The 26,144-nt window shown below is 30.0% G+C and carries 27 protein-coding genes and 1 riboswitch; of the genes, 25 read left to right on the top strand and 2 right to left on the bottom strand.

Annotated elements, in window-relative coordinates; genetic code table 4:
- Positions 1 to 109: 109 nt before the first annotated feature.
- From O3I44_RS02375 to O3I44_RS02265, 23 genes are all read left to right on the top strand, one after another.
- Positions 110 to 832 (top strand): nitroreductase family protein, encoded by a 723-nt coding sequence (locus O3I44_RS02375; RefSeq protein WP_303716747.1) that lies wholly within the window; start codon positions 110 to 112, stop codon positions 830 to 832.
- 76 nt (positions 833 to 908) lie between these two features.
- The gene (locus tag O3I44_RS02370) at positions 909 to 1,205 is read left to right on the top strand and encodes a holo-ACP synthase (RefSeq protein ID WP_303716744.1); all 297 of its coding nucleotides are present in this window, start codon (positions 909 to 911) and stop codon (positions 1,203 to 1,205) included.
- Positions 1,205 to 1,993 (top strand): lysophospholipid acyltransferase family protein, encoded by a 789-nt coding sequence (locus O3I44_RS02365; RefSeq protein WP_303716742.1) that lies wholly within the window; start codon positions 1,205 to 1,207, stop codon positions 1,991 to 1,993. Before O3I44_RS02370 ends, O3I44_RS02365 begins: the two co-directional genes overlap by 1 nt.
- 8 nt (positions 1,994 to 2,001) lie before the next feature.
- Positions 2,002 to 2,733 (top strand): segregation/condensation protein A, encoded by a 732-nt coding sequence (locus O3I44_RS02360; RefSeq protein ID WP_303716740.1) that lies wholly within the window; start codon positions 2,002 to 2,004, stop codon positions 2,731 to 2,733.
- On the top strand, positions 2,726 to 3,295 hold the full coding sequence (scpB, locus tag O3I44_RS02355) for an SMC-Scp complex subunit ScpB (RefSeq protein ID WP_303716739.1): 570 nt from the start codon (positions 2,726 to 2,728) through the stop codon (positions 3,293 to 3,295). The genes O3I44_RS02360 and scpB overlap by 8 nt, the downstream gene beginning before the upstream one ends.
- A complete protein-coding gene (locus O3I44_RS02350; protein WP_303716737.1) occupies positions 3,288 to 3,995 on the top strand; it encodes a pseudouridine synthase in 708 nt (235 codons plus the stop codon). The genes scpB and O3I44_RS02350 overlap by 8 nt, the downstream gene beginning before the upstream one ends.
- 741 nt (positions 3,996 to 4,736) lie before the next feature.
- Positions 4,737 to 6,452 (top strand): ABC transporter ATP-binding protein, encoded by a 1,716-nt coding sequence (locus O3I44_RS02345; protein ID WP_303716735.1) that lies wholly within the window; start codon positions 4,737 to 4,739, stop codon positions 6,450 to 6,452.
- Between the two features lie 49 nt (positions 6,453 to 6,501).
- A riboswitch (Lysine riboswitch) is annotated at positions 6,502 to 6,672 on the top strand.
- Between the two features lie 85 nt (positions 6,673 to 6,757).
- Positions 6,758 to 8,248 carry an APC family permease gene (locus O3I44_RS02340; RefSeq protein WP_303716734.1) on the top strand — a complete coding sequence of 497 codons (1,491 nt, stop codon included), beginning with the start codon at positions 6,758 to 6,760 and terminating at the stop codon, positions 8,246 to 8,248.
- 158 nt (positions 8,249 to 8,406) lie between these two features.
- The gene (locus O3I44_RS02335) at positions 8,407 to 10,206 is read left to right on the top strand and encodes an APC family permease (protein ID WP_303716732.1); all 1,800 of its coding nucleotides are present in this window, start codon (positions 8,407 to 8,409) and stop codon (positions 10,204 to 10,206) included.
- Entirely contained in the window at positions 10,206 to 10,463 is a 258-nt protein-coding gene (locus O3I44_RS02330) for a hypothetical protein (RefSeq protein WP_303716730.1), read from the top strand. The genes O3I44_RS02335 and O3I44_RS02330 overlap by 1 nt, the downstream gene beginning before the upstream one ends.
- 56 nt (positions 10,464 to 10,519) lie before the next feature.
- Entirely contained in the window at positions 10,520 to 12,187 is a 1,668-nt protein-coding gene (dnaG, locus tag O3I44_RS02325; RefSeq protein WP_303716728.1) for a DNA primase, read from the top strand.
- Positions 12,188 to 13,396: an RNA polymerase sigma factor gene (locus O3I44_RS02320; protein ID WP_303716726.1), complete on the top strand. Its 1,209-nt coding sequence runs from the start codon at positions 12,188 to 12,190 to the stop codon at positions 13,394 to 13,396.
- A gap of 38 nt (positions 13,397 to 13,434) precedes the next feature.
- Positions 13,435 to 14,193, top strand: coding sequence for a Nif3-like dinuclear metal center hexameric protein (locus O3I44_RS02315; RefSeq protein WP_303716724.1), 759 nt, complete (start codon positions 13,435 to 13,437; stop codon positions 14,191 to 14,193).
- 23 nt (positions 14,194 to 14,216) lie between these two features.
- On the top strand, positions 14,217 to 15,071 hold the full coding sequence (locus O3I44_RS02310; RefSeq protein ID WP_303716722.1) for a deoxyribonuclease IV: 855 nt from the start codon (positions 14,217 to 14,219) through the stop codon (positions 15,069 to 15,071).
- The gene (rpmG, locus tag O3I44_RS02305; protein WP_303716720.1) at positions 15,064 to 15,216 is read left to right on the top strand and encodes a 50S ribosomal protein L33; all 153 of its coding nucleotides are present in this window, start codon (positions 15,064 to 15,066) and stop codon (positions 15,214 to 15,216) included. The genes O3I44_RS02310 and rpmG overlap by 8 nt, the downstream gene beginning before the upstream one ends.
- Positions 15,217 to 15,364: 148 nt before the next feature.
- Positions 15,365 to 16,402 (top strand): aminopeptidase P family protein, encoded by a 1,038-nt coding sequence (locus O3I44_RS02300; RefSeq protein WP_303716718.1) that lies wholly within the window; start codon positions 15,365 to 15,367, stop codon positions 16,400 to 16,402.
- Between the two features lie 60 nt (positions 16,403 to 16,462).
- Positions 16,463 to 17,026 (top strand): elongation factor P, encoded by a 564-nt coding sequence (efp, locus tag O3I44_RS02295; RefSeq protein ID WP_303716716.1) that lies wholly within the window; start codon positions 16,463 to 16,465, stop codon positions 17,024 to 17,026.
- Positions 17,026 to 17,325, top strand: a complete 300-nt coding sequence (locus O3I44_RS02290) for an MMB_0454 family protein (RefSeq protein WP_303716714.1) — start codon at positions 17,026 to 17,028, stop codon at positions 17,323 to 17,325. The genes efp and O3I44_RS02290 overlap by 1 nt, the downstream gene beginning before the upstream one ends.
- On the top strand, positions 17,325 to 19,157 hold the full coding sequence (locus tag O3I44_RS02285; RefSeq protein ID WP_303716712.1) for a transketolase: 1,833 nt from the start codon (positions 17,325 to 17,327) through the stop codon (positions 19,155 to 19,157). Before O3I44_RS02290 ends, O3I44_RS02285 begins: the two co-directional genes overlap by 1 nt.
- A gap of 36 nt (positions 19,158 to 19,193) precedes the next feature.
- Complete coding sequence (locus O3I44_RS02280) at positions 19,194 to 19,595, top strand: transcription antitermination factor NusB (RefSeq protein WP_303716711.1); 402 nt, start codon at positions 19,194 to 19,196, stop codon at positions 19,593 to 19,595.
- The gene (locus O3I44_RS02275; RefSeq protein WP_303716709.1) at positions 19,573 to 20,028 is read left to right on the top strand and encodes a hypothetical protein; all 456 of its coding nucleotides are present in this window, start codon (positions 19,573 to 19,575) and stop codon (positions 20,026 to 20,028) included. Before O3I44_RS02280 ends, O3I44_RS02275 begins: the two co-directional genes overlap by 23 nt.
- Before the next feature lie 4 nt (positions 20,029 to 20,032).
- Positions 20,033 to 20,749 (top strand): TlyA family RNA methyltransferase, encoded by a 717-nt coding sequence (locus tag O3I44_RS02270; RefSeq protein ID WP_303716707.1) that lies wholly within the window; start codon positions 20,033 to 20,035, stop codon positions 20,747 to 20,749.
- A 1-nt stretch (position 20,750) separates the two neighbouring features.
- Positions 20,751 to 21,881: a cysteine desulfurase gene (locus O3I44_RS02265; protein ID WP_303716705.1), complete on the top strand. Its 1,131-nt coding sequence runs from the start codon at positions 20,751 to 20,753 to the stop codon at positions 21,879 to 21,881.
- Here O3I44_RS02265 and O3I44_RS02260 read toward each other — a convergent pair.
- Positions 21,874 to 22,266 carry a hypothetical protein gene (locus O3I44_RS02260; protein WP_303716703.1) on the bottom strand — a complete coding sequence of 131 codons (393 nt, stop codon included), beginning with the start codon at positions 22,264 to 22,266 and terminating at the stop codon, positions 21,874 to 21,876. The genes O3I44_RS02265 and O3I44_RS02260 overlap by 8 nt on opposite strands.
- A gap of 44 nt (positions 22,267 to 22,310) precedes the next feature.
- Between O3I44_RS02260 and O3I44_RS02255 the strand changes: the two genes are divergently transcribed.
- Positions 22,311 to 23,111 (top strand): Bax inhibitor 1 family protein, encoded by an 801-nt coding sequence (locus O3I44_RS02255; protein WP_303716702.1) that lies wholly within the window; start codon positions 22,311 to 22,313, stop codon positions 23,109 to 23,111.
- 444 nt (positions 23,112 to 23,555) lie between these two features.
- Here the strand turns inward: O3I44_RS02255 and O3I44_RS02250 are convergent, their stop codons facing one another.
- The gene (locus O3I44_RS02250) at positions 23,556 to 23,948 is read right to left on the bottom strand and encodes a hypothetical protein (protein WP_303716700.1); all 393 of its coding nucleotides are present in this window, start codon (positions 23,946 to 23,948) and stop codon (positions 23,556 to 23,558) included.
- A 239-nt stretch (positions 23,949 to 24,187) separates the two neighbouring features.
- Here O3I44_RS02250 and O3I44_RS02245 point away from each other — a divergent pair, with 239 nt between their 5' ends.
- Positions 24,188 to 25,648, top strand: coding sequence for an AAA family ATPase (locus tag O3I44_RS02245; protein WP_303716698.1), 1,461 nt, complete (start codon positions 24,188 to 24,190; stop codon positions 25,646 to 25,648).
- Positions 25,649 to 26,144 lie beyond the last annotated feature (496 nt).

Raw genomic sequence — 26,144 nt, 5'->3', positions numbered from 1 at the left:
ATAATGACTAATCATTATGTTGATTTTTATTTTTTTAAAATTAAAAGTATAAATAAAGATAAAATATATAAACAAAGATAAAAAAATATCGTTGTAGAAAGAAGTAAATATGTCAATAGAGAATTTTATAGAGCGAGTATCGGTTAGAGATTTTGATAAAAAACCGATGTCAAAAAAAGATATTAAGATTATTACAGAAGTAATTAATAATTCACCAACATCAATGAATATTCAACAATTTTCTGCAATTATTATTACGGATCAAAAAATAAAGAAATGAATTGGAGAAATGAATTATAATCAACAACACATTATAGATTCAGCAGCTTTTATTTTATTTGTCACAGACAGAACAAGAATTAGACACATCATAAAAAACCAAAAATTAAATCAAGACATCGCATTTGCTGAACTTCGTAGAACAGTGGTTGATACAACTATTGCTGCTACATATGCACATGATGCATTCATTGAAATGGGATACGGAGTGACCTTTGTTGGAGGCGTTGTGGGATTTGCTGAACAATTAGAAAAGAAATTAGATCTTCCAAAAACAACTTCAGTTATAGTTGGTCTTTCTGTTGGTAAAGCAACTAAGCATAATGCATTAAAACCAAAAATGAATAAGGTCTTTATTAACAAATATAATAAAACAGATACACTTAAAGAAGTTATTAAATATGATAAAGAACATTCAGAATATTTGAGAAAAATTCAAAATGGAAATAACTACGGAGAGCTAATAAAATCTCTTTATAGTGTCAATAGATATGCCAAAGGTCTTGAAGGCATGGGTCAATATGTTAATAAAAAAATAAAAGAATTTAAATAAATTGACCTTCAGATTTTTGTAGAAACTTATTTTTAATATCTTTATTTATTTTTTTAATAATATATATAATTTAAACATGCTAGGAATAGATTTAACACAAATATCTAGATTTAAAGATGTAAGCGATTCTTTTATTAGAAAAATATTACATCCAGATGAAATCGTTAAATATAATTTATCAGAAGATAAACCAAAATTTCTTGCGAAGAGATGAGCTGTTAAAGAGGCGCTATATAAAGCAGATAATTCTTTAAAATATTTTAATAAAATTAAATTGTTTGATGATAATCGAACAATGAGATACCCGGGATATAATATATCCACATCTAACGAAGGTGATTATTATGTCGCTATAGTTCAAAAGGAGAAATAATGAATGTTAAAACAAAATTGATATTAAATTACCCAATTATTGCCTGAAAAATTTTTAGGTCAAAAGTTATCGCAAGAAAAATAAAAAAACTTGCAGATGATGATGAAAGATATCAAGATCAATGAAAAAATGATTATGTTTTAAAGTCATCCAATAAACTATTAAAAATTTTTAAAGTAGAATTGATAGTTAAGGGATTTGAACACATTGCTAAGGCACCAGCCATTCTTGCTCCTAACCATTCATCGTATTTTGATGTCGCCTTAATTATGGCTGCACTAAAAAATCCCCAAGAAGGAACTGACAACCATAATTATAAACCGGTTTTTTTAGCAAAAGAATCACTAAGGTCTAATAAAAGAAGTAAAGGTTTTTCCGACATCTTAAATACTTTTTATATTAATCGCAAGGCCCCAAGATCATCACTAGTAGAAATGGATAAATTTGCCGAATATGCCAAAGAGCATAAAAAATATGCTGTTGTATTTCCGGAAGGAACAAGAACCAAGAACGGCGAAATCAATGATTTTAAAGGTGGTGCATTTAGAATTGCCAAAAAAACATTTATCTCTATTATTCCTGTGACAATTAACAATTCACTATCTATTTCTGATTTGTCTAGAAAGAAAACATTAAAAGTAGAAGTAATTTTTGGGAAAGCACTTAAACCAATTTCATTTATCTCTTTAGATAATAAATCACTTGCCATGCGAGTTAAAAAAGAAGTCCAAAAAGAATGGAAAAAGCCAGAAGGAGAGCGTTCAGATAACAAATCTGATTTTGCCTAATTAAATTTATGGAACAAAATATCGAGTTACAAATTAATAATTACGAAGGTCCACTCGATCTCCTACTTTCATTAGTCAAAGACAAGAAGATGAATATCTTTGATATTGATATTGCTGAACTAGCAACCGCTTACCTGCAAATCATAGATTTACTGAAGGAAAAGAATATTGACTTAGCTGGAGATTATCTTGTTATGGCATCTTCGTTATTGCATCTTAAAACGAAGATGTTGCTTGATGATGGTGATAAGAAAAACAAGATAGAAAAGGAAAAACATGATTTATTATCACAACTTGCTGAATATCATCAATTTAAAATGGTTGGCCAAGAATTAAGAGATAAAGAATTGCGTAGAAAAAATATTTTCATTAAAGAGGCTTCTGATTATGATAATTATCAATTAGTACCTGACGAATCTATTCTAGACGGTCACTCCAACCCTATTAAATTAATCGAAGTGATGAGGAAAATGTTTGAAAGAATTAATGCTCAAAAATTAAGGGAAGTATCAATTGAAAAATTTAATTTATCTCCAGCTGAAAGAAGATTGGAAATTATCAAATTATTCAACGAAAAAGAAAAGAGGACTTTTGTTGAAATATTTAATGTACCCACAATTGATCATTTTGTTGTCACAATGATCACTATTTTAGATATGTCAAGAAAACAAGAGTTAATATTAGCTCAAGATGAACAATATGGTAATATTACAATAACCAAAGGAGTGATCAATGAATAATTTTAAGGATATTGAGGCCATGTTATATGTACAAGGCGATGCGGGATTAAGTGCTAAACAAGTTAAATATACAATGGATATGCCCACAAAAGATGCTCGCAAAGCACTTCAAGAGTTCCAAAAGTATTTTAATGCCCAAGATAGGGGAACTAAAATAGTCGAATTTAATGATGTTTTTAAAATAGCCACACGAGAAGAATCAAAAAATATCATTTCAAAACTTGTGACTATTATTAAAAAACAACGACTTTCAGCATCAGCCATTGAAACGGCTGGTATTATTGCTTATAAGCAACCTATCACAAAATCACAAATTAATTTAATCCGTGGTAAATCTTCTGAAGCGGTTGTTAATACACTTGTTATAAAAGGCCTTGTGGAATCCAAAGGATCGGCTGAAACACCAGGTAATCCAGATTTATTTGTTATAACTGATAAATTTTATGATTATTTCCAGATAAAATCTCTTAATGAATTGCCTAAATTATCAAAATTATCTGATGCCGATGTTGAAGATGAAGATTTTGATCTTTATGCATCACAAAGGCAAACAAATGAATAGAATTCAAAAATTAATGTCTCAAGCAGGCATTGCTTCTAGAAGAAAATCAGAAGAAATTATTTCAGAAGGCCGAGTTATAATCAATGGTAAAGTAGCGACCCTTGGTGATAAGGCTACTTTTGCTGATGAAATTATTGTTGATGGAAAACCATTATTCAAAGAAGAAGATGTTTATTATATGATTAATAAGCCCGAAAGAATTATTTGCTCATTAAGCGATCCACAAAATAGAACTATCATTACGGATCTCATTGATGATGATCGACACATCTTCCCAATTGGAAGACTTGATTATAATACCACCGGGACCTTGCTTTTAACTAATGATGGCGAATTATCAAATAAATTGACGCATCCATCATTTGGAGTTGTAAAAGTTTATAGGGCGCGTTTATTAAGAAGCATGACTCTAGAAGAGTTAAAATATCTTAATTCTGATCAAATTATCATCGATGACAAGGAATCAAAACAAAAAGTAACTAAGGTAGAAAACAAAACATATGTGATTGCATTGACTACGGGAACTTATCATCATGTTAAACGATTATTTGAAATTGTTAACAATGAAGTACTTTCTTTAACAAGAATTGAGTTTGCTGGATTATCACATGCTGGGAACTTATCTAAAGGTAAATATCGAAAATTGACATCCGAGGAAGTCACAACATTAAAAGAACTACAAAGTAAAAACAATGTATAACAAAATAACAATAGAACAGTTTTTTAAAATATAAGACAAAAGGAATAAAGACAAAAAATATTATTAACACTTATGACTATATCAGCGATTATTGCTGCTATTTCTGTCGTTTTGTCATACCTAATTAATAATTAAATTAGAGATAAAATATTGACCTACTTCAAAACAAACTAATAAAATGCATGTTAAACTAGCTATATCAAAACACATATTGCTGATGCCATAAATAATTTAAGTAATCTCAAAGTGAATAATAAATCTTGCATTTATCCACAATGGCTCGTTTTTGCTTTAAGATGGATACAATGACACATTTTATAAAGGAAAAACAAGTAGAAACGCTTTTGATGTAATTATTAAAAGACCTGATAACAATCTTAGGACATGAATGAAAAATATTGTCGAGTTTAGCAAGAACAATTTATTTTATGTTTTATTCATGATAATTCTAATATCAAAATTCAAAAGATGATCATGTATTTTCAAGAAATGATTCAATAAACAAAATAGTTGAAAATGCTGTTGATAATTATACATTCACATTTCTTGCTCGTTCATACATTGCAAAAATAAGGTGGAGGTTCGGTCATTTTTCATTCAAAAAATTATAAATAGCAATATTGATAGAAAAAATCAATTATTTACTGAGATAAAACATCTGATAAACTTGATAACTTCTTCATTTAGTAAGATGAAATATTATAAATTTCTTAAAATAAAATAAAACTATATAATTATTTTATGAAAAGCACCTTGAGGGAATTTATCCGTTATTATAAACCTGTCATTGGGTTATTTCTTTTAGACTCATTTTTTGCTATCATTCTTGCATCTATCTCTGTGGGAACACCATTTTTAACGCAATATATTGTTCAAAATGCTATCAGTTCTGATTATCAAGCATTAGGTATGGGGATTGGTTTTTTATGCACTTTATTAGTATTAAGACTTATTTCAAGTGCGATTGTTACAAAGTGAGGTCACTTAATGGGTCTTAATATGGAGATCAATATGCGTCGTGAGGCTGTTGAAAAAATGCATCGTCTGCCGATGACCAATTTTGATAAAACACCGACAGGGAGTTATATATCCAGGATTGTTTCAGATTTAAAAGATATCCCTGAATTTGCACATCATGGTCCTGAGGATCTTATTATTGCTTTATTAGTTTCAGTTGGAGGATTTACCTATGCTTTCCTACAATCTTGGATAATAGGTACTATTCTCGTTTTTGTCTTTATTGTTGGTGTTATTGTTATTTATCTTATACGATCAAAATGAAGAAAAATATGAATTAATGTTAGAGAGAAAAATGCAGAGATGTCAGCATCCATTGGATTCCAAATAGAAGGAGCAGCCGAAATTAAATCTTATAACTCTGAAAAATTTGAAAGAGAAAGATTTCTTGAAATTCAAGAAAAATATAAAAAATCATTTTCTGTTTTATATCGCTTTGAAGCATATTTCACTGTTTCTAATGTTTTAGTTATTGCTTCCACAACCCTCATCACAACAACTGTTGGATCGTTTATGATTGCTGATAAAACAATTACTCTCCCTCAATTTGTGGGGTTAACATCAGCGGCAGTAATGTTGGTTCAACCGATGCAAAAATTTGTTAATGTTTATACAATGCTTTCTCGTGGAGCTTCTTCTGTAGATCGTTTCTTTGAATACATGGCTCAAGATGAAGAAAAACAATCCGGGGTTAAAACCATCACAAAATTAAAAGGCATGATTGAATTTAGAAATGTTACATTTTCTTATAAAAATGAGGATGGTAGCATGGTTGATGTTTTTAAAGACTTTAATTTATCAATTAAGCATGGTGAAAAAATAGCCTTAATTGGTGAAACGGGAATTGGAAAATCAACATTATTAAAATTATTATTACGTTTCTATGATATTCAAAAAGGCGATATTTTAATTGATGGGATTAGTATTTATAAATATGAAGTTGGATCGCTAAGAAGAAATATTGGATATGTTCAACAGCAATCGGTCATGTTCTATGATACGATTGAAAACAATATTTTGTATGGTAAACCAGATGCCACTTCTTCAGAAGTTGTTAATGCAGCTAAAAACGCGGAAATATATCCTTTTATAAGTAGTTTAGAGCATAAGTTTAAAACAGTTGCTGGACCAAGAGGTGCGAAGTTATCTGGTGGTCAAAAGCAGAGAATTGCTTTAGCAAGATGTTTTTTAGCTGATTCCAAGATCTTATTAATGGATGAGGCCACTTCCGCTTTAGATAATGAAACAGAATCAAAAATCAAATCAGCTGTTGCAAAATTAAGCAAACACAAAACGACATTAATTGTTGCCCACAGATTAACAACCATCAAAGAAGTTGATCGAATTATAGTTCTTGGGCGTGGCGGAATGATTTTACAATCTGGTTCTCATCAAGACCTCATTAATCAAAGTGGTTATTATAAAGATATGGATATTTAGAAATAACACATATTTTGAGAACATAATTATTTTTTTGGTAGAATTTAATTGCATAAATAGAGGCGCTTTAAAGTATTAGTATCATATTCAAGGTTGATAAACCATTGGAGAGTATGTAAAAGGACTTAAAGCCGAATCATTAATTAGATATAACTAATGATGGAAACAAGCAATAAGATGCTTATTTCTCCCCACAAATGTGGGAGGAGCTATAAAATGATATAAATGCTTGCTGTATAATCATCTTAAACTCGTCTATTTTGACGAGTTTTATTTATGTAATAGAAAAGGAAAAAATGAAAAAAATGAAAAAAATTAAACAAATAAGTTATCTTTCGACCTTAGTCATTATTATTGGTACGACAGTTGGAGCTGGCATCTTCTTTAAAAATGCTGAATTATTTAGACAGGCACAAGGAAATTTATGATATGTATTATCATCATGGATTGTTGCAGGAATCGCCATGATTGCATTTGGAATTGCTATTATGGAGTTAATCTCAGCATCTAAAACCAATCGGGGAACATTGGAATGATTCAAAAAATTTTTACCTAAGTGATTAGCATCATCTTCAACTAATTATGTTCACATATTATTTATTCCTGTTACACTCTTCACCATGCCTTTGTATGTTGTTGAAACATGACAAGAAGCTGGAATGTATTCTAATAATGATTTTATACCTTGAATTATGGGAATTATAATTTTTTTATGAATAGCAGGAGTGTCTTTTATTTCTTTGAAAGCTTCAGAGAGATTCCAATGGCTTATAACAGCTATTAAATTTATCCCAGTTATTGTAGTACCTTTAATTGCTATTGTTGGAACAGGTAACTTTGAAGATGGCAATGTTACTATTACAGATCATGTGGCTGCAACTGGCACTAAAGATGGTTTGTTAGGTATTTCACCGGCTATTATTTTGATTGGAGGAATCCCGGCTATATCATTTGCTTTTGATGGGTTTTATGAAGCCTCTTCTTTAAGAAATGATATGAAAAATCCTAAGCAAAATGGTTCAGCTATTGTTGTAGGAGTTTCCATTATTTTGGCCATATATATTTTTATGACTATTGCCTTTACACTAGGTTCAGGTGATGGGACAATCGATTCCATAAAAGGAATGTCTGCAAAAACAAAACAGGCAATGAATGTACTGGTAGGATTTGGTATTCTAGGAATTGTTAATGGATACACGATGGCATCTATTGAACAAAGTGCTTCACTTGAAGAAGAGGGGCTATCACCCATCATGACATATTTAAGAAAGGGTCTTGCTAGAATAGGTTTAAAAAATCATTCCACTAGAATTAATGCTTGAATCTTTATTGTGCTATCAGGCTTAATATATTCAATATTTTTTGGATTAATTGGGATTTATGCCTGAAATACTAACGATTATAGTTTTAATCCAGGTGGTAATGGAGCTTTATATACATTCGCTGATGCGCTTGTTAACTATACTTCTTTATTAATGTTCGCCTTGATTGCTTTAGCGGTCGTATGAGCAATGATCAATCGGTTCACTAAAAAAGTGAAAGTATCTAAAACTAAATTCTTTTGACCAGCAGCCATCATTTCATCTACGATCATTTTAGCTGGGGCAGTTTTCCAGTTTGTTGTGGGGTTTGTTGATGCAACTGGCTACAATGGATCTAATCAAAGTGATGCCATTATTAAATTATGCATCTTCTTTGGTATTATTCTCATTTCCGCTATATTGGGATTAGTGCAAAATAAATATTGAAGCATTGAAAAACATAAGATGTTACAAAGCGATACAAAGATTGATTAACTAATAATATTTTATGTAAACAATAGTTAATAACAATAATTTGAGAATATTAATTTTGTGTATAATTATTAAAGGAATTTACAGATTACTTGTTAAATTCACTGCAATTAGATGTAAATAAATTTGCAACAAAATTATTTAAATAAAAAGGAGACAATATGTCAATACAAACAGGTAGGAAGATTGGATTTTTTGCAGCATTATCGATGCTCATTGGTTCGGTTGTGGGGATAGGAATATTTTTTAAATCACATGGAATTCTAAGAGCTAATGATTGAAATGGCACAGGAACATTAATTGCATGATTGCTTGGTGGATTACTATCATTGGCAGCAGCAATATCATTTTCCGAAATGGGCTCACTTAAAACTAGGAATGTGCATGGTTTAAATGCTTATGCGGAAATAACTGGAGGGAAAAAATATGGTTATTTTACAAGATTTAATTATTCATCCTTTTATTTTCCGATCTTGATTGTAGTATTAGGATTTTTTGGGTCGGAAATGCTGGTTTCTATGCTTGTATCTTGAACAGGCGATAAAGTCAGTGATGTGCCCATTTATGGTCATGTCTTAATTGCATGTTTCATTACTACATTTTTTATTACAATGAATTTTATGTCCATTAAGGCATCAGGTATTTTTCAAACAATCTCTGGCGTATTAAAGTGAATCCCTCTTATCCTTGTGGCGGTTTTAGGGATAGCTTTGGCTACAACAAATAATGCACCAAACGAAAATTTTGGACAAAATGCTTTTAGTAATGGTAATAGCTTTAAATTTACTGGAATGCTTGCAGCAATGCCTGCAGTATTATTTGCTTTTGATGCTTTTTTGATTGTTACTTCTTTGGGTGATAAAGTAAAAGGCGGGCAAAAGAAAATGCCTCTCATTATTCTTGTGGGGATGATTTCAATTGTTGTCCTTTATACATTAATTGCTCTTGCAGCAATTCTCCACGGGTCTGGGATGGTTTCTGGTTCACCTTTTGGTGCGCCACCAATTGTTGGCCTTGGAATATTTGATCAAGTCTTAGGGGCGAGTGCAGCTAAAGCCATGGGAAAGGTTGTGATTGTATTTTTATTAATATCAACTTTAGGTGTCATTAATGGCGTATCAGCTGGTACGGTTGCCGTAATGGAACAAGCGGTGGTAACAAAAACATTCTTTGGCTCTTCAACATTAACAAAAAAATTCGGACAAAATAAAGCCATATACATTATATGTGCTGCATTACTATCTTTCTATGCATTAGTTGTCTTTATTCCTACAATTATTTTGAATTCAGATTCTATTGTTGATGGAATATCTAATTTCCCAACACTATTTATGTTTGCCATCTATGGAATTACCATTCTTTTATATGTATTAAAGCGAGATAAATTAGAAAACGAAAAGCAAAATAGTATCATGTTTAAAACATTTGCTTGAATTGCTATTATTGGAATTGCATTAGTTATTACATACCAATTAATATATGGTTTCTTTATCCAATCTATATTATATCCAGGAAAAACAACTCATTGAGGGCTATACATTGGAGATAGTGGCACAATTAATGGTTATGCTTTCCCAACAATTAGTAAGGCTGGATATATGACTTATGCTCAAGCATCAATTGTCTATTTTACATTCTTGGGTATTTTTATGGGCGGACCATTTCTGAATAGATATTTATCAAAGAAATTTGAAAAAATCGAAGTCATTATTGATACACAAGACATTGAAAAACACAAGATGTTGCAAAATATGCGGAAATTGACGTATAAAATGGTAAATGGAAAAAATAAATTTGATGGATTTAAAATGGGGAAAAAATGGATTTTATTTTGTCTAATAATATTCTTTTGACCAGTAGCACTTTTTTATTATTTTACAAACACTTGACCAAACCAATTGTCGCTCGATGAACAAGTGGAATACAAAGAATATCTAGTAAATATGAAAGGTGGTAAATAATGTTTGATGATAATGAAAAAGATCCGGATAAATTAGTTTACGATAATGCTCTCGATGATAATGGAGATAGTGGCACAATTAATGGTTATGCTTTCCCAACAATTAGTAAGGCTGGATATATGACTTATGCTCAAGCATTAATTGTCTATTTTACATTCTTGGGTATTTTTATGGGCGGACCATTTCTGAATAGATATTTATCAAAGAAATTTGAAAAAATCGAAGTCATTATTGATACACAAAACATTAAAAAATAAAGAGCATTATTGGGTGTTCTTTTTACTATTTAGTATAATATAAAAAAGGAGTGTTCTTGGATAATTCAATCTTTCAAAAAATCAAAGATAAACTTGATATTGTGGACATTGTTTCACAACATGTTGATCTTACTAAAAAAGGTAAAAACTTTTGATGTCTTTGCCCTTTTCATGAAGACTCTAATCCCTCAATGTCCGTCTCTCCCGAGAAGCAATTATTTAAATGTTTTGTGTGTGGAGCTGGTGGAGATTTAATTAAGTTTAATTCTAAAATAAAAAATATTTCTTTTGGTGAATCTTTGCGAGAAATGGCCAACAAAGCTGAAGTGCCGATTGAAAGTTATCAAAAGCAAGAGAAAGTTTATACCGCACAAGAAGAAAGTTTAATTAAAGTTATGGAAGATGCTAATAATTTCTTTCAATATGCCCTTCATACTGAAGATGGTAAAAGGGCCCTTGATTATGCCAAAAAAAGACATTTGTCATTAAAAATATTGGAAGATTTTTTAATTGGTTATGCCCCAAAGGATGGTCTAGTTTCGTTCTTGAAAAAAAAGAATAATGATATGTCAATTATCATTAATGCTTCGTTGGCAAATAATTCTGATGGAGATTTTTTCAGAGATCGTTTAATTTTTGGAATTAAAAATAATGATGGAAAAATTGTTGCATTTTCCGGCAGAAGTCTTGATCAAGCCAGTTTGGCTAAATATATTAATTCAGCAGATACACCATTATTTTCAAAGTCAAAAATATTATATAACTATGCAAATGCACTTGAGTTTATCAAAGAAAAAAAGACGGTGTTTATTAATGAAGGTTTTATGGATGTCATTGCTATGCATCGAGCCGGTATTAGAAATTCAATTGCCATTATGGGTACAGCACTAACTAAAGAACATATTTACGCTTTAAAAAGATTTAAAGTTCACTTGATGTTAGACGGTGATCGTGCCGGTATTGCTGCTACTATCAAATCCGTAAAGTTATTATTAGAAAATAATGTTAATGTGACCGTTGTTAAAAACGAAACAAAAAAAGACCCGGATGAAATTCTTGAAGAATATGGAGTTGAAAAATTAATTGAAGTAACAAAACACCAAATAGACGGACTAGAGTACATTTATAATTTGCATATCCAAAAATACAAGCACCTTAATCCAACAAACATTAATCTTTTTATCAATTCATTTGGTAAATATCTAGCAAATCAATCCGCTTTAGTAATTGAGTTCTATAAAAATCAATTAAGTCAATATCTAAATTTATCAAAAGAAAATATCATTTTTAACATTAAAGAAACGCCTACACAAAAACCGCTTATCGCGAATGAAACAAAAGCAACCAAGAAACGAAATTATTCATATACCCTTATTTTATCGCTCTTAAAAAATAAGGACTGAATAAATTATTTTAAATCAGAAAGAATTAATTTCTCTGAGCCTGTTATTATTTCTATATGGAATTACTTGAAGAAAGCAAGCGGTGGTAGTAAAGCGAGCCCCAACAAAGAAATAGTTAATAAAGTAGCTGAGATTACTGAATCTGGAAAATATGTCACAACCAAAGAAGAATTTTTGGACTTAATTAAAAGAGTAAATAACGAAACATTGGAGTGAATAATTGAGGATATTGATGTAAAATTAGAAAATACTAGAAATGATGATGAAGCTGCTAAGTTATTAACAAAGAAATTAAATTTAATAAAAAAGAAAAGAGTATAAATGGCTAAAGTAAATAAAGATAAAAATTCATATGATTTAATTATCATGGCTATTAAAGCTGAACTTGTTAAGAAAAAGAAAAAGACCTTAACTCAAGAAGAAGTTTTTGCTTTTTTAGATAGTAAAAAATTACTAGTTTCTGAAGAGGGATCTTCTGAATTGTTTAAAGCTCTAATATTAGAAAAGATTGTTGATGATAAAGTTGATGCCTTGGATAATGCAGATGTTGATCTGGTTGAATTGCAATCTTATGATGATACTCAGGAAATATCGTTAGACAATATCGAGTTAAAAAAAGAGGTGCTTGATTCTCAATTAGTTAATAAACTAACAAATACTAATGATATTGTTAAATGATATATGAGATGAATCGGAAAATATGGAAAACTATTAAAACATGATGAAGAAATTGAATTAGCTAAAGCAATTGAGATGGGCGGTCGTAGGGGTCGTAAGGCCCGCGAAGAACTTATTCGAAGAAATCTGCGTTTAGTAGTTAATAATGCTAAGAAATATAAAAATAGAGGGCTTTCTTTTATTGATTTGATTTCTGAAGGTAATTCCGGACTAATTAAAGCTGTTTCAAAATATGATTGGAAACTAGGGTTTAAGTTTTCGACATACGCTACATGGTGAGTTAGACAAGCTATTACAAGAGCAGTAGCAGATCAAGCACGAACCATTAGAGTTCCAGTACACATGGTGGAAACAATCAACAAAATCATTAAGTATGAACGTGAGTTATATCAAGAAAATGGCATTAAACCAACTGATGAAGAAATCGCTGTTTTGGCTGGAGATAATTTTGATGCTGAAAAAGTAAGATACATAAGGAAAATAAATATTGATCCCATTTCACTTGATAAACCCATCGGCGCTGAGGATGATTCTTCTTTCTCAGATTTTGTGGAAGATGAGTCCATTATTAATCCGCTGGAATTTGCTTCACAAGAGGAATTAACATCATTATTGCTTGAAGCACTTGAAAAACATATTGATGTCGAAAGAGAAAGAGACATTATTATTCTTCGTTATGGCATTGGTCTTGATGACAAAGGTAATAAAGTTAAAGCCCACACTCTCGAAGAACTTGGTGAAAAATATGATGTGACAAAAGAGCGTGTCAGACAAATAGAAGCCAAAGTTATCCGAAGATTAAGACAACCTCAAAAACAAAAAAAATTAAAAGAATACTTTAAGAATATGTAATAAACCATTATTTGGTTTTTTTCTTTATAATTTTAATTGTGAAAATAAATGAATTATTAAATTTTTTAAATAATAAATATCCAGTTTCAATTGCTGAAGAGTGAGATAACTGCGGGCTCATTATCGGTAATAAAAAACAAGCAGCTACTAAAGTTATGATTGCTCTTGATTTAACTTTAGAAGTATTTGAGGAAGCGTTGTTTTGAGGAGCTGAGTTAATAGTCACTCATCATCCCTTTCTATTTAAAGAGGATCCTAAAAATGGCTTTAAGGATCAGTTTGCTGAATTTCCTTATAAACAATCAATCTATAATCGATTATTAAACGTTGGTATTTGTGTTTATAGTGCCCATACAAGTTTTGATGGTGCCAATGACGGAATGAGTAATGCACTAATTAAATCACTTGGGTTAAAGCCCTTAAAAATTAATGGTGTCATTTACGGTCGTGGTGCAAAATTAAATAGTACCTTAGCTGATCTAAAAAAACTTTTAAGATCTAGCGTGAGCATCGTTGCTTCTAATATTAATGATAATAAGCATATTGATAAAGTTGCTTTCTTTCCTGGATCAGGTGTCCCAATGGAGTTAAGCAAAGCTAATAGCCAAGGATATGATGTCTTGGTCACAGCAGACGTTAAATGGTCAACATGAATTTTAGCTCAACACGAGAAAATGAAGATTATCCAAACATCTCATCAAATGGAAGAAATATTTGTTCATGAAATGGCAAGAGTTATCCAAAATAAATTTAAAAAACTAGAAATAAAAAAATTTATACTTGATCAAATAATTTAGGTTATACAATGTATAATTTTTTTATGATAAAACTAGGATCACATACACCATTCAAGGCACCAAATTATTTAATGGGGGCATTAGAATTTTCAAAAAAAAATAAGGCCAACACCATGATGATCTATCTTGGAGCACCACAAAATACCAGAAGAATTCCAATGGCTGATTATCAATTAAAAGAGTACTTAGCCGCAGCAGGAACTATTCCTGTTGAAGATATTGTTATTCATGCCCCTTATATTGTTAATCCAGCATCCGTGGACAAACACCAATTTGCTGTTGATTTTCTAGTCAAAGATATAGAAAGAATTAATTACATTGGTGCTAAATACATGGTCTTGCACCCTGGAGCTCATACAAAATTTACTAGAGAAGAAGGTTTAGAAACGTTAATTGCTTCACTGAAAGAAATTTTCAAACAAACCCAAGACGTGGAAATAATGCTTGAGACTATGGCAGGAAAAGGCACCGAGTTAGGAACTACTTTCGAAGAATTGAAATATATCATTGATCAAGTAGATAATAAAAGATTAGGTATTTGCCTAGACACCTGTCATGTATGAGAAGCAGGTTATGATATTAAAGATTATGGAGGATTCATCAAAATCTTAAAAGACACTGGAGTGATTGATTACATTAAGGTATTTCATATTAATGATTCTAAAAATGAAATGAGTGCGCATAAAGATCGTCATGAAAATATTGGTAAAGGATACATTGGCACAGAGGCTTTAAGAAGGTTTGTTGTTGGTGAGGAATTTAAAGATATTATTAAAGTTTTAGAAACACCATATGTTGATAAAACTCCAATCTATAAAGAAGAAATTGAAATTTTGCTATATAATAAAGAGACAAAAGCAGGAGGCACTCATGGCTAGAGCAGGAATAATAATGAAATGTGAAGCATGTAAGATGGAAAACTACATTACTAAAGTCAATAAAAAAACAATGGTGGAGAAATTAGAAATGAAGAAATTTTGTCCAAAATGCAACATACAAACAAAGCACAAAGAGAAAAAATAACTTCTCTTTTTTATACACATTAATAATATTGTTATAATTAAAAATAATATAATATTTAAAAATGATTATGATAAATTGAATAAATAATAAATTACATATGATTTTACATAGTTTGAAAAAATATATATAATAAAACAAAGAGGTAATTATGAATAGAACAAAATTAGATGCAGTCATGAAATCCGAAAATTTGGATGTGGTTTTTTCCACAAGTCCCCAAATGAGAATCTGATATGCTGGAATCCATTCTTCCGCTGGATACTTGTTTATTGAACCAACAGAATCTGAGCTATATATCGATGGCCGTTATATTGAATATGCCCAAGCAAATGCTAAAAACGTTAAAGTATCATTATTGTCAAAACCAAGTATTGATACTTTTGTGGCAAGTAAGTTATACAAAAGAATTGGTGTAGAAAAAGAATACTTTACTTTAAGTGAAGTAGCAGCCTTAAAAAAATGATGACCTAATGCTAAAATTGTGGAAATTTCAGGACCTGGGTTAAGAATTATTAAAGATGAAGCGGAAATAAAACTAATGAAGAAAGCTGGAAGTATTGCTTTACATGCTTTAAAAGAACTAGAAGCAGACATAAAGCCTGGTATCTCTGAATTAGAACTAGATCGTAAGTTAGAGTTCCTGTTAAGAAAACATGGAGCTAAAAAAGGTTCTTTTGATGCCATTGTTGTTTCTGGAAAACGTGGATCATTACCTCATGGTAATCCATCAGCAAAGATCTTACAGACCGGAGAACTATTAACAATTGATTTTGGTGCTTTATATGAAGGTTATTGTTCTGATATTACTAGAACATTCCATGTGGGAAATGTGACAGATCCTAAAATATTAGAATTTGAGGAAGTCTTAAGAACAGCTCAACAAATGGGTAAAGATGCAGTTAAACCTGGTGTAACTACTGGCGCCATCGATAAAGTGTGTCGTGACTATATAACTAAAAAAGGCTTTGGAGAATACTTTGTTCATTCTACAGGTCATGGATTAGGTATTGATGTTCATGAATTACCTAATGTTACAAGTAATAAAGCTTTAGATGTAGTTTTAGAAGCTGGAATGGTGATTACTGTTGAACCTGGAATTTATATTCCTGGTGTTGGTGGCATCAGAGTTGAAGATGATATTTTAGTTACAAAAAATGGTTATGAAGTTTTATCAAAAATAAATTAAGAAGCATCATTTTAAAGTGGTGCTTTTTTGTATAATTAAAATAGTTTAAAAAGGAGTTATATGATAAATGTTAATGTATTAAAGCCCGGAACAACATTTCAAGAGAAGGATGAGATCTTTGTTGTTTTGAATGCTAGTCACTCAAAACAAGGTAGAGGACAAGCATCAGTTAAGATTAAGGTTAAAAATCTGAGAAATGGTGCCATCATTATTAAAACATTTACCGGAGGAGATAAAGTACCAAAAGCTCATATCTCCAAGAAGGATATGAACTTTCTTTATAACGATGGAAATAATATAGTCTTAATGGATGATAAATCATTTGAGCAAATAGAGATTCCGATTTCGAAAGTTGAATGAGAAATTAACTTTCTAAAAGAAGGCAATATTGTTAAAGTTAGAATGTTTGAAGATGAAATATTAGACATTGAATTAGATGCAAATATTGAATTAGAAGTTTATGAAGCTGTTGATGCAGTCAAGGGTAATACAACCAACAACCCCCAAAAGAAGGTAACTCTAGAAACTGGTTTTGAAACAGAAGTACCAATGTTTATCAAACAAGGTGAAAAAGTTATGATTTCTTCTGAAACTGGTAAATATGTTGGCAGAGGGAGCAAATAATGGAATTTATCTCAGTAGATATATCACTTAATGATACTTATCAAGTTGAAAAAAATGTTTTTATAAATCTAATAAAAAAATCAATTACTAAAGTTAAAAATATTGAATTCACGAGTTTGGAAGTAGAAATTCTTAAAAATAAAAATGATATTGTCATTGCTATTGAAGTTAAAAAGAATGAAAAAATAACACTTAAAGATGCCATTTTAAATGTAAATGATGCAGTCGAATCAGCTGTCTTTAATTTGATTGAAGCAAAACCACAAAATATTGAAATAATTGTAAAAGAAGGCAAATAGTGAATAATGAATTAGCAATAAATACTTTAAAAATAAATGGTGTAGCTGCAGTTAATAAAGCAAACTCAGGTCATCCCGGAATCGTTCTTGGAGCTGCAACGATGCTTTATACTTTATATACCAAACACTTAATAATAGACCCTAGACACCCAGATTTTATTAATAGAGATAGATTTATTTTGTCCGTTGGACATGGTTCAGCATTACTTTATGCTCAATTAAGAATTTTAGATTTTATCTCTAAAGAAGATTTAATAAACTTTAGACAACTAGGATCATTAACGCCTGGTCATCCTGAATATGGTCACACTAAAGGCGTTGATGCAACAACTGGCCCCCTCGGTCAAGGAATTGCCATGTCCGTGGGTGTTGCGGTTGCTGAAGCTCATTTACATGCTAAATTTTCTGAGATTAATCATTATACTTATGTTATTTGTGGGGATGGAGACCTTCAAGAAGGAGTGGCAATGGAATCGATGTCATTTGCTGGTCATCAACAATTATCTAAATTAATTGTTTTACATGATTCAAATGATATTCAATTAGATACGCCAGTTAAAAATGTTTTTAGCGAAAACTTAGAGCTAAGAATGAAAGCTATTAATTGAGAATATATTCTTGTGAAAGAAAATACAGTTGAAGCAATTGATGCAGCTATTAATCAAGCAAAAACATCAAATAAACCATCATTTATTGAAGTTAAAACAATTATTGGCGAAGGAGCATCTAACCAAGGGACATCTGCTGTTCATGGTGCGCCACTGGGAGATGATTTTGCAATTGTGAAAAAAGCACTTAATTGAAATATTGGAGAATTTGATGTTCCGGATGAAGTTAAAACTATTTATCAAGAAACTACCTTCAAAAAAGGGGCAGCAGCATATGATAATTTTAAAGCTTCTGCAGGATTAACAAAATGACTAGAAAACAAAGAAGTTAAAATTAATCTTGATTTATCTCAAAATGTTGCAACAAGAGTTTCTTCCGGAGAGGTGATTGAGCATTTAAATCATACTTTAGAAAATTGAATGGGTGGTTCAGCTGACTTAGCAGGATCTACTAAAGCTAAAGGGGGAGACGGAGACTTTGGACCAACAAATCGTCTAGGTAGAAACATTCTATTTGGCGTGAGAGAATTTGCTATGGGCGCCATTGCTAATGGAATGGCCCTTCACTCTAACTTTAAACCATTTGTTTCAACCTTCTTTGTTTTCTCTGATTATATGAAACCATCCATGAGACTAGCGGCGTTAATGGGTTTACCAATTACTTATGTCTTTACTCATGATTCAATCTTTGTCGGAGAAGATGGACCAACACATGAGCCAATTGAACATTCAGGCATGTTAAGAGCACTACCGAATCTTAACTTCATCAGACCAGGCGATGAAGTAGAAGTGGCTGGAGCTTATGAAGTGGCACTGAATTCCCAAACCACACCAACAGTCATTACTTTGACTAGACAAAACATTCAATCAATGAATGAAACATCAAAAGACGGTGTTAAACAAGGTGCTTATCAATTACATAAAGGTAATGAATGAACACTTGTAGCCACTGGCTCAGAATTAGCTAATGCTTTAGAAATAGGTAAAGAATTTAATTTAAATGTTGTCTCCATGCCTAATACCCATGTGACCAAGGTTGATTGAGATATTAATAAAGCAATTACTATTGAAGCTGCAACAACCTTTGGAATGGCTAAATATGGTAAATATAATTTTGGAATAGATACCTTTGGTGCTTCAGGTGATGGATCTGCTATTTACAAATATATGAAACTTGATAAAGAAAGTTTAATTACAAGAATCAAGGAAATCATTCATCTCTAAGGAGATTTTTTATTTTTAATAATATATAATTTAACTATGAAAAAAACATCTAAGTTAGAAAATAGAGCCAAGATCGTAAATTATATTTACCAATTTGAAGTTTTGGATGAAAAATTAAGTTCTGATCAAGCTTTTACTTCAGGTGATTTTACTGAGCAAGATTTAAAAAAAATTGATGCCATCAGTAACAAATATGAATCCTTTAAAAGTCTCGTGAATAAGTTTATTGTTCAAGGATGATCATGAAGCAGGCTGGCCCCCTTAGAAAGAGCGATTTTACTGTATGGCGCCTTTGAATTATCTTATATTGATCGAGCGTTAGTTATTAATGAAATGGTAATTCTGGCCCAAGGCTATATTCCGGATGAATCTTACAAGTATATTAATAAAATTTTGGAAAGGATTGGGAATTATTTTGACAAAATTAAAAGAAATTAAAAAATTATTAAAGCAATCACATAAATATCGTGCTTATAAAAAGAAATTTCAACATAAAGATATGAAACTATTATTTTCAAATGTTGCCTTGACATTTAATGCAAAAATTGAAACCGATATTCTAATCCAAGAAGAGCTTAAATTAGCCGATGAAGTAAATGGACCCAAAATGTTTCTTCATTCTTTTAAAAAATTATCTAAGTACACAAATAAGAAAATCGATTGAGAGTCCTTTGGTCACTTTGTTTGATATATCTATCAAACTTCAACTTATTGGAAAAATAAATCTGGCAGCAATATCTTTACAAAAGAAAACTATGTAGAACAAAATGAAATAAAAAGACATTATTTTTACAATTGACTTGAATCAATTCCCCCACAGACAGCATCATATAATCTTAAAATCAAAGAAGTAATGAAAAGAGTTTTTTAATTCCATGACAATATTAGAAAAATTAGTTAAATTAGGATATGAAAAAGAAAAAGCTAAACGCATTATCATGTCTGGACAAGTTAAAATTAATGAAAATATTATTTTTATCCCATCTGAGAAGATTTTAGAAGAAGATCAGGTATCGATTAAAGAGTCCAAACAATGAGTCTCGCGAGGGGCTTATAAACTACTGGCTGCTATTGATGAATTTAACATAAATTTTAAAGATCTGATTGTATTAGATATTGGATCTTCAACAGGGGGGTTTTCACATGTTGCTTTAGCATATGGTGCCAAACATGTTTATGCTCTTGATGTGGGGACTAATCAACTTAGTTATAAAATTAGATCAGACAAGCGAGTCACAACAATTGAAAAGACTAACTTAAAAACCATTACCAAAGATATGTTTCAAGATAAAATTGATTTTGTGGTCACCGATGTCTCTTTCATCTCATTAAAATACATGTTTCAAGTTGCCAAGGATATTGGTGATGAAAGCCTACAAATTATGGCTTTAATTAAACCACAATTTGAAGCTAATTCTAATCAAGTAGAGCCTGGTGGATTTGTCCCGGAGGAGATACATAGTAATATAATAGACAAAGTGAAAAAATATGCTGTAGATAATAATTTTAAAATGAGCGCCATGAGTAAGTCGCCCATTAAAGGAAAAAAAATAAAAAATATAGAGTATATAACTCTATTTGAAAGGAATTAATATGAAAAGATCAGACTTTCCCTTGTTAGAAGAAGTAGTATTTTTGGATTCAGGTGGCGGTACTCTTAAACCTAAACAAGTAGTTCAGGCGATTAGTGATTATTACTTAAAAAATCCTATTAATACTCATTCGCCCGATTCGCCTTTAGGGCAAAAAGTGTTAAGAGAGGTTGAAGAAACTAGATCATTAGCAGCTACTTTGATTAATGCTTCACAAGATGAGGTGATATTCACTTCTGGAACAACACATTCACTAAATTTAGTCTCGCAAATGTTTGCTTCATTTTTAAAACCAGGTGATGAAATCCTTTTATCAATTTATAACCACACATCAAATGTCATTGTTTGATTTGAAGTGGCTAAAAAAACTGGAGCAAAAGTTGTTTTCTCGGAAAAATTATTTGATCGCATTAATGCTCAAACAAAAGTTGTCGCTTTTGCCCAAACTAACAACACCATTAGAAAACACATCAATATTAAACGTCTTTACAAAGAAATCAAGAAGGTGGGAGCTGTTTTAGTTAATGATGCAGCACAAGCAGTTGTGCATGAAGAAGTATCTTTGCATAACTCGGATGTGATTGTTTTTTCTGGAACTAAACTATATGGTCCTACTGGAACAGGTATTTTAGCCATTAGAAAGGAATTACTCTCATTATTAAAGCCAGCCACTTTTGGTGGTGGAGCCGCTGCATTTTTAACTAAGGAACCTAATGGATATCAGTTTAAAGAACATCGATTTGAACCAGGAACTCTTAATGTTGCTGGAATTATTGGTTTAGGTGCTGCCATTAAGTATTTTAATGAAATTGATTTAACCAAAGAAGCAATAGTGGCTGAACATGCCTATGATCAACTAATGTCATTACCTAATATGAAAATGTTTTCCGCGAGAGGTGATACAACATTAATTTTTAATCTTAAAAATGTTAATCCCCATGATGTTGTGTCCTTTTGTGGTGATGAAGGCATCATTATTAAAGCAGGGGCTCATTGTGCTAATCTGATTGAAGAAGTAACACTTTGTCAATACACCATTAGAGTATCGATTGCCGCTTATAACACCACAGAAGACATTGATAAATTAATAAAAATTCTTAAAAATGAAAAAGATTTCTTAAATATTATTTAACATTAACAAATATTTTAACGCTAGCGACTGTTTTACCTGTTTCTGTCACTTCTTTTTTAATTGCTTGAAAGATTTTTTCATTGATATTAATGTGACTGATTTTATTGCCTGGCTCAACAATATGAATATCATTTTTATGACCGATGATAGAATCAGTTAAGGCATATTTCACAATCCCGCCAGATGAATAAGAATCAATCAAACCAGCATCTGATAATACTTTAATATTATTGTAGATGCTCTTAGTATTTAATTGTGAATGATTTTTGATGTCAGTAATACTATGAAAATGAAAATCATCATTCAAACAGTTCAAAATGCTAATTCTGTTTTCGGTTATATTAACATTGTAATGTTTTAGGATTTTTTTAATATCTAATTTCATATTTATATTATATAATATTTTAGTAATAGGGAGGCATCATCGATATGAGCTTAATACATAGCAATAACGAAAATAAAGTGTGGGTCGGACAGAGCAAGGTTTTTACCAAAGCTTTCTCTTATGCTTCAATTGCATTTATGATTATTACCCTAATAGGTGTAGCTGTATGGCAAATAATTAATCAAACCGGTGTTTTGGCGGGATTAGCCAGTGCCAAGAGTTATGATTTTGAAATGTACTCCAAAATAGCAACATCATCTGATGCGGCCATGTTAGCAAAGGTATCCTTTGTTGGGATGGGACTCATCATGGTCTCGTTTGTTATTAGGATTATCTGGACATTCAGATTTATGAAAGCTTCTAAGACATTTATTATAGTTAACTATCTGGTTTATGTAGCTGCTCAAGGGATTGGATTTGGGATACTATTTACTATGTGAAAAGCCCAAGACATTCTGATTGCCTTTGGCGTGGCTGGGGTCTTATTTGGTGTGATGGCTTTTGCTGGTTATAAAGCAAGAGATTTATCAAAATTAGGGGTGTTTTTATTCTATGGAAGTATTGCGATGCTTGTCTTGGGCATAATCTCCATGATTCTGTATTTTAGTGGTATTTATTCTGATAAATTAATCTTTGTTTATTTCTTAGCTGCAGGAGTGCTCACATTATTATATATTTCTTATGATGTATGACTACTAAAAAAATTCTCTGAGAAGTTAGAACATACCAATGATCCAGAAATGGAATTTAGAATATCTGCTTTTTTTGGCTTTAGATTATTAACTGATATTGTGCAATTGATTTGGATTGTTTTAAGATTGATGAGATACTTTGGAAGAAATTAGTGGCTAGCTACTTTTTTAATAACTTTATTAGTCAAGCGTTCCTCGCTAGTAAATTTTTTTTCTGGATCCATATACATCTAGGTAACCTAGCATTTTTCTTTTAGATAATCATCCAATCAGTTTCACGGCCACTATAATTAAGCATCCGATTTTGTTTATGCTTATAAAATATGATCTTTATCAGTTTTTCTAAATCACTTGTCCTTGAATCTGGTTTTTCAAATATTTATAATATCTTGATCTTGAAACTTGAAATACATAACAAAGTTTAGTTATTGATAATATCTTTTTTTGAATAATTTTTCATTTTTATTCTTTTTCTCTTTAATTATTTACAAATATTCATCATAAACCCACAAAATTTCTATTAGTTCTTCTTTTTAAAAATTTTCGTAATCAACATTGTTTTTATTGATTTTCTTCATTCTTTTTTATTAGAGTCAATTATTTTTTAGATATTAATTGCTTTCTCCAATAATTAATCATGGTTCTTGTTGTTTCGGGGTTTTTATTTGATCACATTTCTTTAGCTAAATTGAGTGCAGTCTTACCATTTAAATATTTCATAACAATATTATATTTAAACTTTTGAGAATAATTCAGTCTTTCTTTTTTAATTATCGATATTTTTTTGGTTCGATACTTCACATATCCTTTATATTTCTTTATTCAATCATATATATTATTTTTATGATTACAAATTTTAGAGTTGGGTCATAGTTCTTTTGTCAGATGCACAACTTTTTCCCCATTCATATATCTTTTAACGATCTCATCTTTTTTTCTTTGAATATAACTTATTTTTCATTTTATTATTAGTTTCTCCCTGTTTTTCATGCGTCTACTTTTTAGGGGTCAGTTTAAAATAATTATGCGCAAGTAGATGTTTACAATGAAAAAATTGGTAATTATCCCTAATAGTTAGTAAGTGAATGCAGTCATATGTAGATGAATTTACATTTAGACAAAGCAATCAACCCACCAAAGAATAAAGAATGACAAATAAGTCATTTTTCTTTATATTTTATTAACAATTAGGGGATAATTACCAAAAACATATATGTTATAATTAAATTATGTATAAGAAAATCTATATTAAAAATTACGGACCATTTAAAGACGAAAATATGAATTTATTAAATGATACTTTCCCTATTCACATAATTGGTTTAAATGATGTGGGAAAAACTGCTTTATTAAATGCTATTCAGTCTCCTTCATTGGGGTTAAATAAAAAATACATGTGAGATAATAGAAGTTCAATAGAAAGAAGTTCAATAAAAATTTTAATAAAAATTAAGAAAAAATATTATTCAACGGATTTAAAAAATAAAATTGAAAAACATTTTGGAAAAAATCAATTATTTATAGGAGAATGAACGATAAATATTGAAACAAGTGAAAAAGAAAAATCAATTAAGGTTTTTTATTCTACAGATGTAATAAAAGAATATTTTGAACAGATAATATTAAATATAAATGATGATCTTTCTATGAACAACAAAATATCAATTAAAGAAATGACAGATGATTATCTTGATGAAAAAATAGAAACTATGTCTGAAAAAGCAGTAAAAACTAAAAAAGATAAAAATGGTATTGAAAAAATTCAAATTCTTAAAGAAATTAAAAAAATATTGTACTCATATTGTTATAAGAAAATACCTTTTTTGTCTGCAGATTCAAAGGATCATTTTGATTTTATAAAACCATCATACATTTTAAAAGATACAACAAATGGAAGTGGAGATGTAATTAAAGCAGATTTTGAAGATATAAATAATTTTCTTAAAGCGTTTTTAAATGATGATGAAATAAATAAATTTAAAGAAATCATATATGGCGATTATACAGAAGAAGATAAAACAAGAAATTTAAGACCATTTCAAGACAATATAGAGAGGTCATTATCTACTTTCTTTGAAGAAAACTTTCCATCACAAAATAATATTTGAAAATTTGCATTCGGAGTTGGTGGTAATAAAATTTATATAAATGTATGGGATCCAATATCAAATAAGTATTTATCTATAAAATCTACATCAGATGGGGTCAAATGATTTTTAAAATTATTTATTTTTATAAAAAGCATAGAAGATTATTCAATGATTTTAATTGATGAGCCAGAGAAATTTTTACATGCTGCTGCACAAAAAGAATTAGTAAAATTATTTAAAGAATTAAAGGATAAAAAAAATCTACAAGTTATTTATGCTACACATTCAATATTTATGCTTACTAGTGATATTTTTCCTTCATTAAAAATTATTACTAAAACTGATGAAGGAAGTAAAATTTATAATAATATAAATGCATTCATTAATTCAAAAGAAAATAGCATAAAAGACACTTTAACACCTATAACTGCATCTTTAGGTTTGAATATATTTGAATTAGAAAAACTAAACAATAAGAAAATATACTTATGTGTTGAGGGAGAGGCGGATATCAATACAATAAATTTATCTTATTTAATTAACAAAATTTCCAAACCAGAAAATTTATTTATTATTCCAATGACAGGAAAAAAACAATAGATACGGATATGATGTTTTAGAAATCATTTTAGGATTAAAACCTTACGCTTTATATGATGAAAGAGAAGAAAATGATAAATTAAAAGAAAATTTTTTATATTTAAGTGATATATTTAGTGCATCCAAAAACAAAAATATAAAGAATCCAGAAGATTTATTATCAGAAGAAACAAAGATAAAATACGAAATTAATGCAAATCATAAAACGGGATGAAAAAATCTTTATGATGATGTGGAAAATAAAAAATATGAATTATCATCTGATGAAATTGCTTACCTTAAAATATATATGAGTGCAATCAATAACAAAATAAAAAAATAATAAGCTCAACTTTTTCAATAAAATAAATTTATTTGTAAATTTAAATGCACAATGGCTAATTTCTATATATTAAATATTATTTTGTTTTTTCAAAGTTAATTTTATAAGCTTGGAAAAAGATATAAAAAATTGATGATCTAATAATTTTTGATAACTTTTTGGAATGTATACTAT

This window comes from Candidatus Mycoplasma mahonii (genome assembly GCF_030550815.1).
In the GTDB taxonomy this organism is placed as follows: Bacteria; Bacillota_I; Bacilli_A; order Mycoplasmatales; family Metamycoplasmataceae; genus Mycoplasma_O; species Mycoplasma_O mahonii.
Note: the sequence above shows the minus strand (reverse complement) of the source record. Positions and strands in the feature narration are given on the sequence as shown.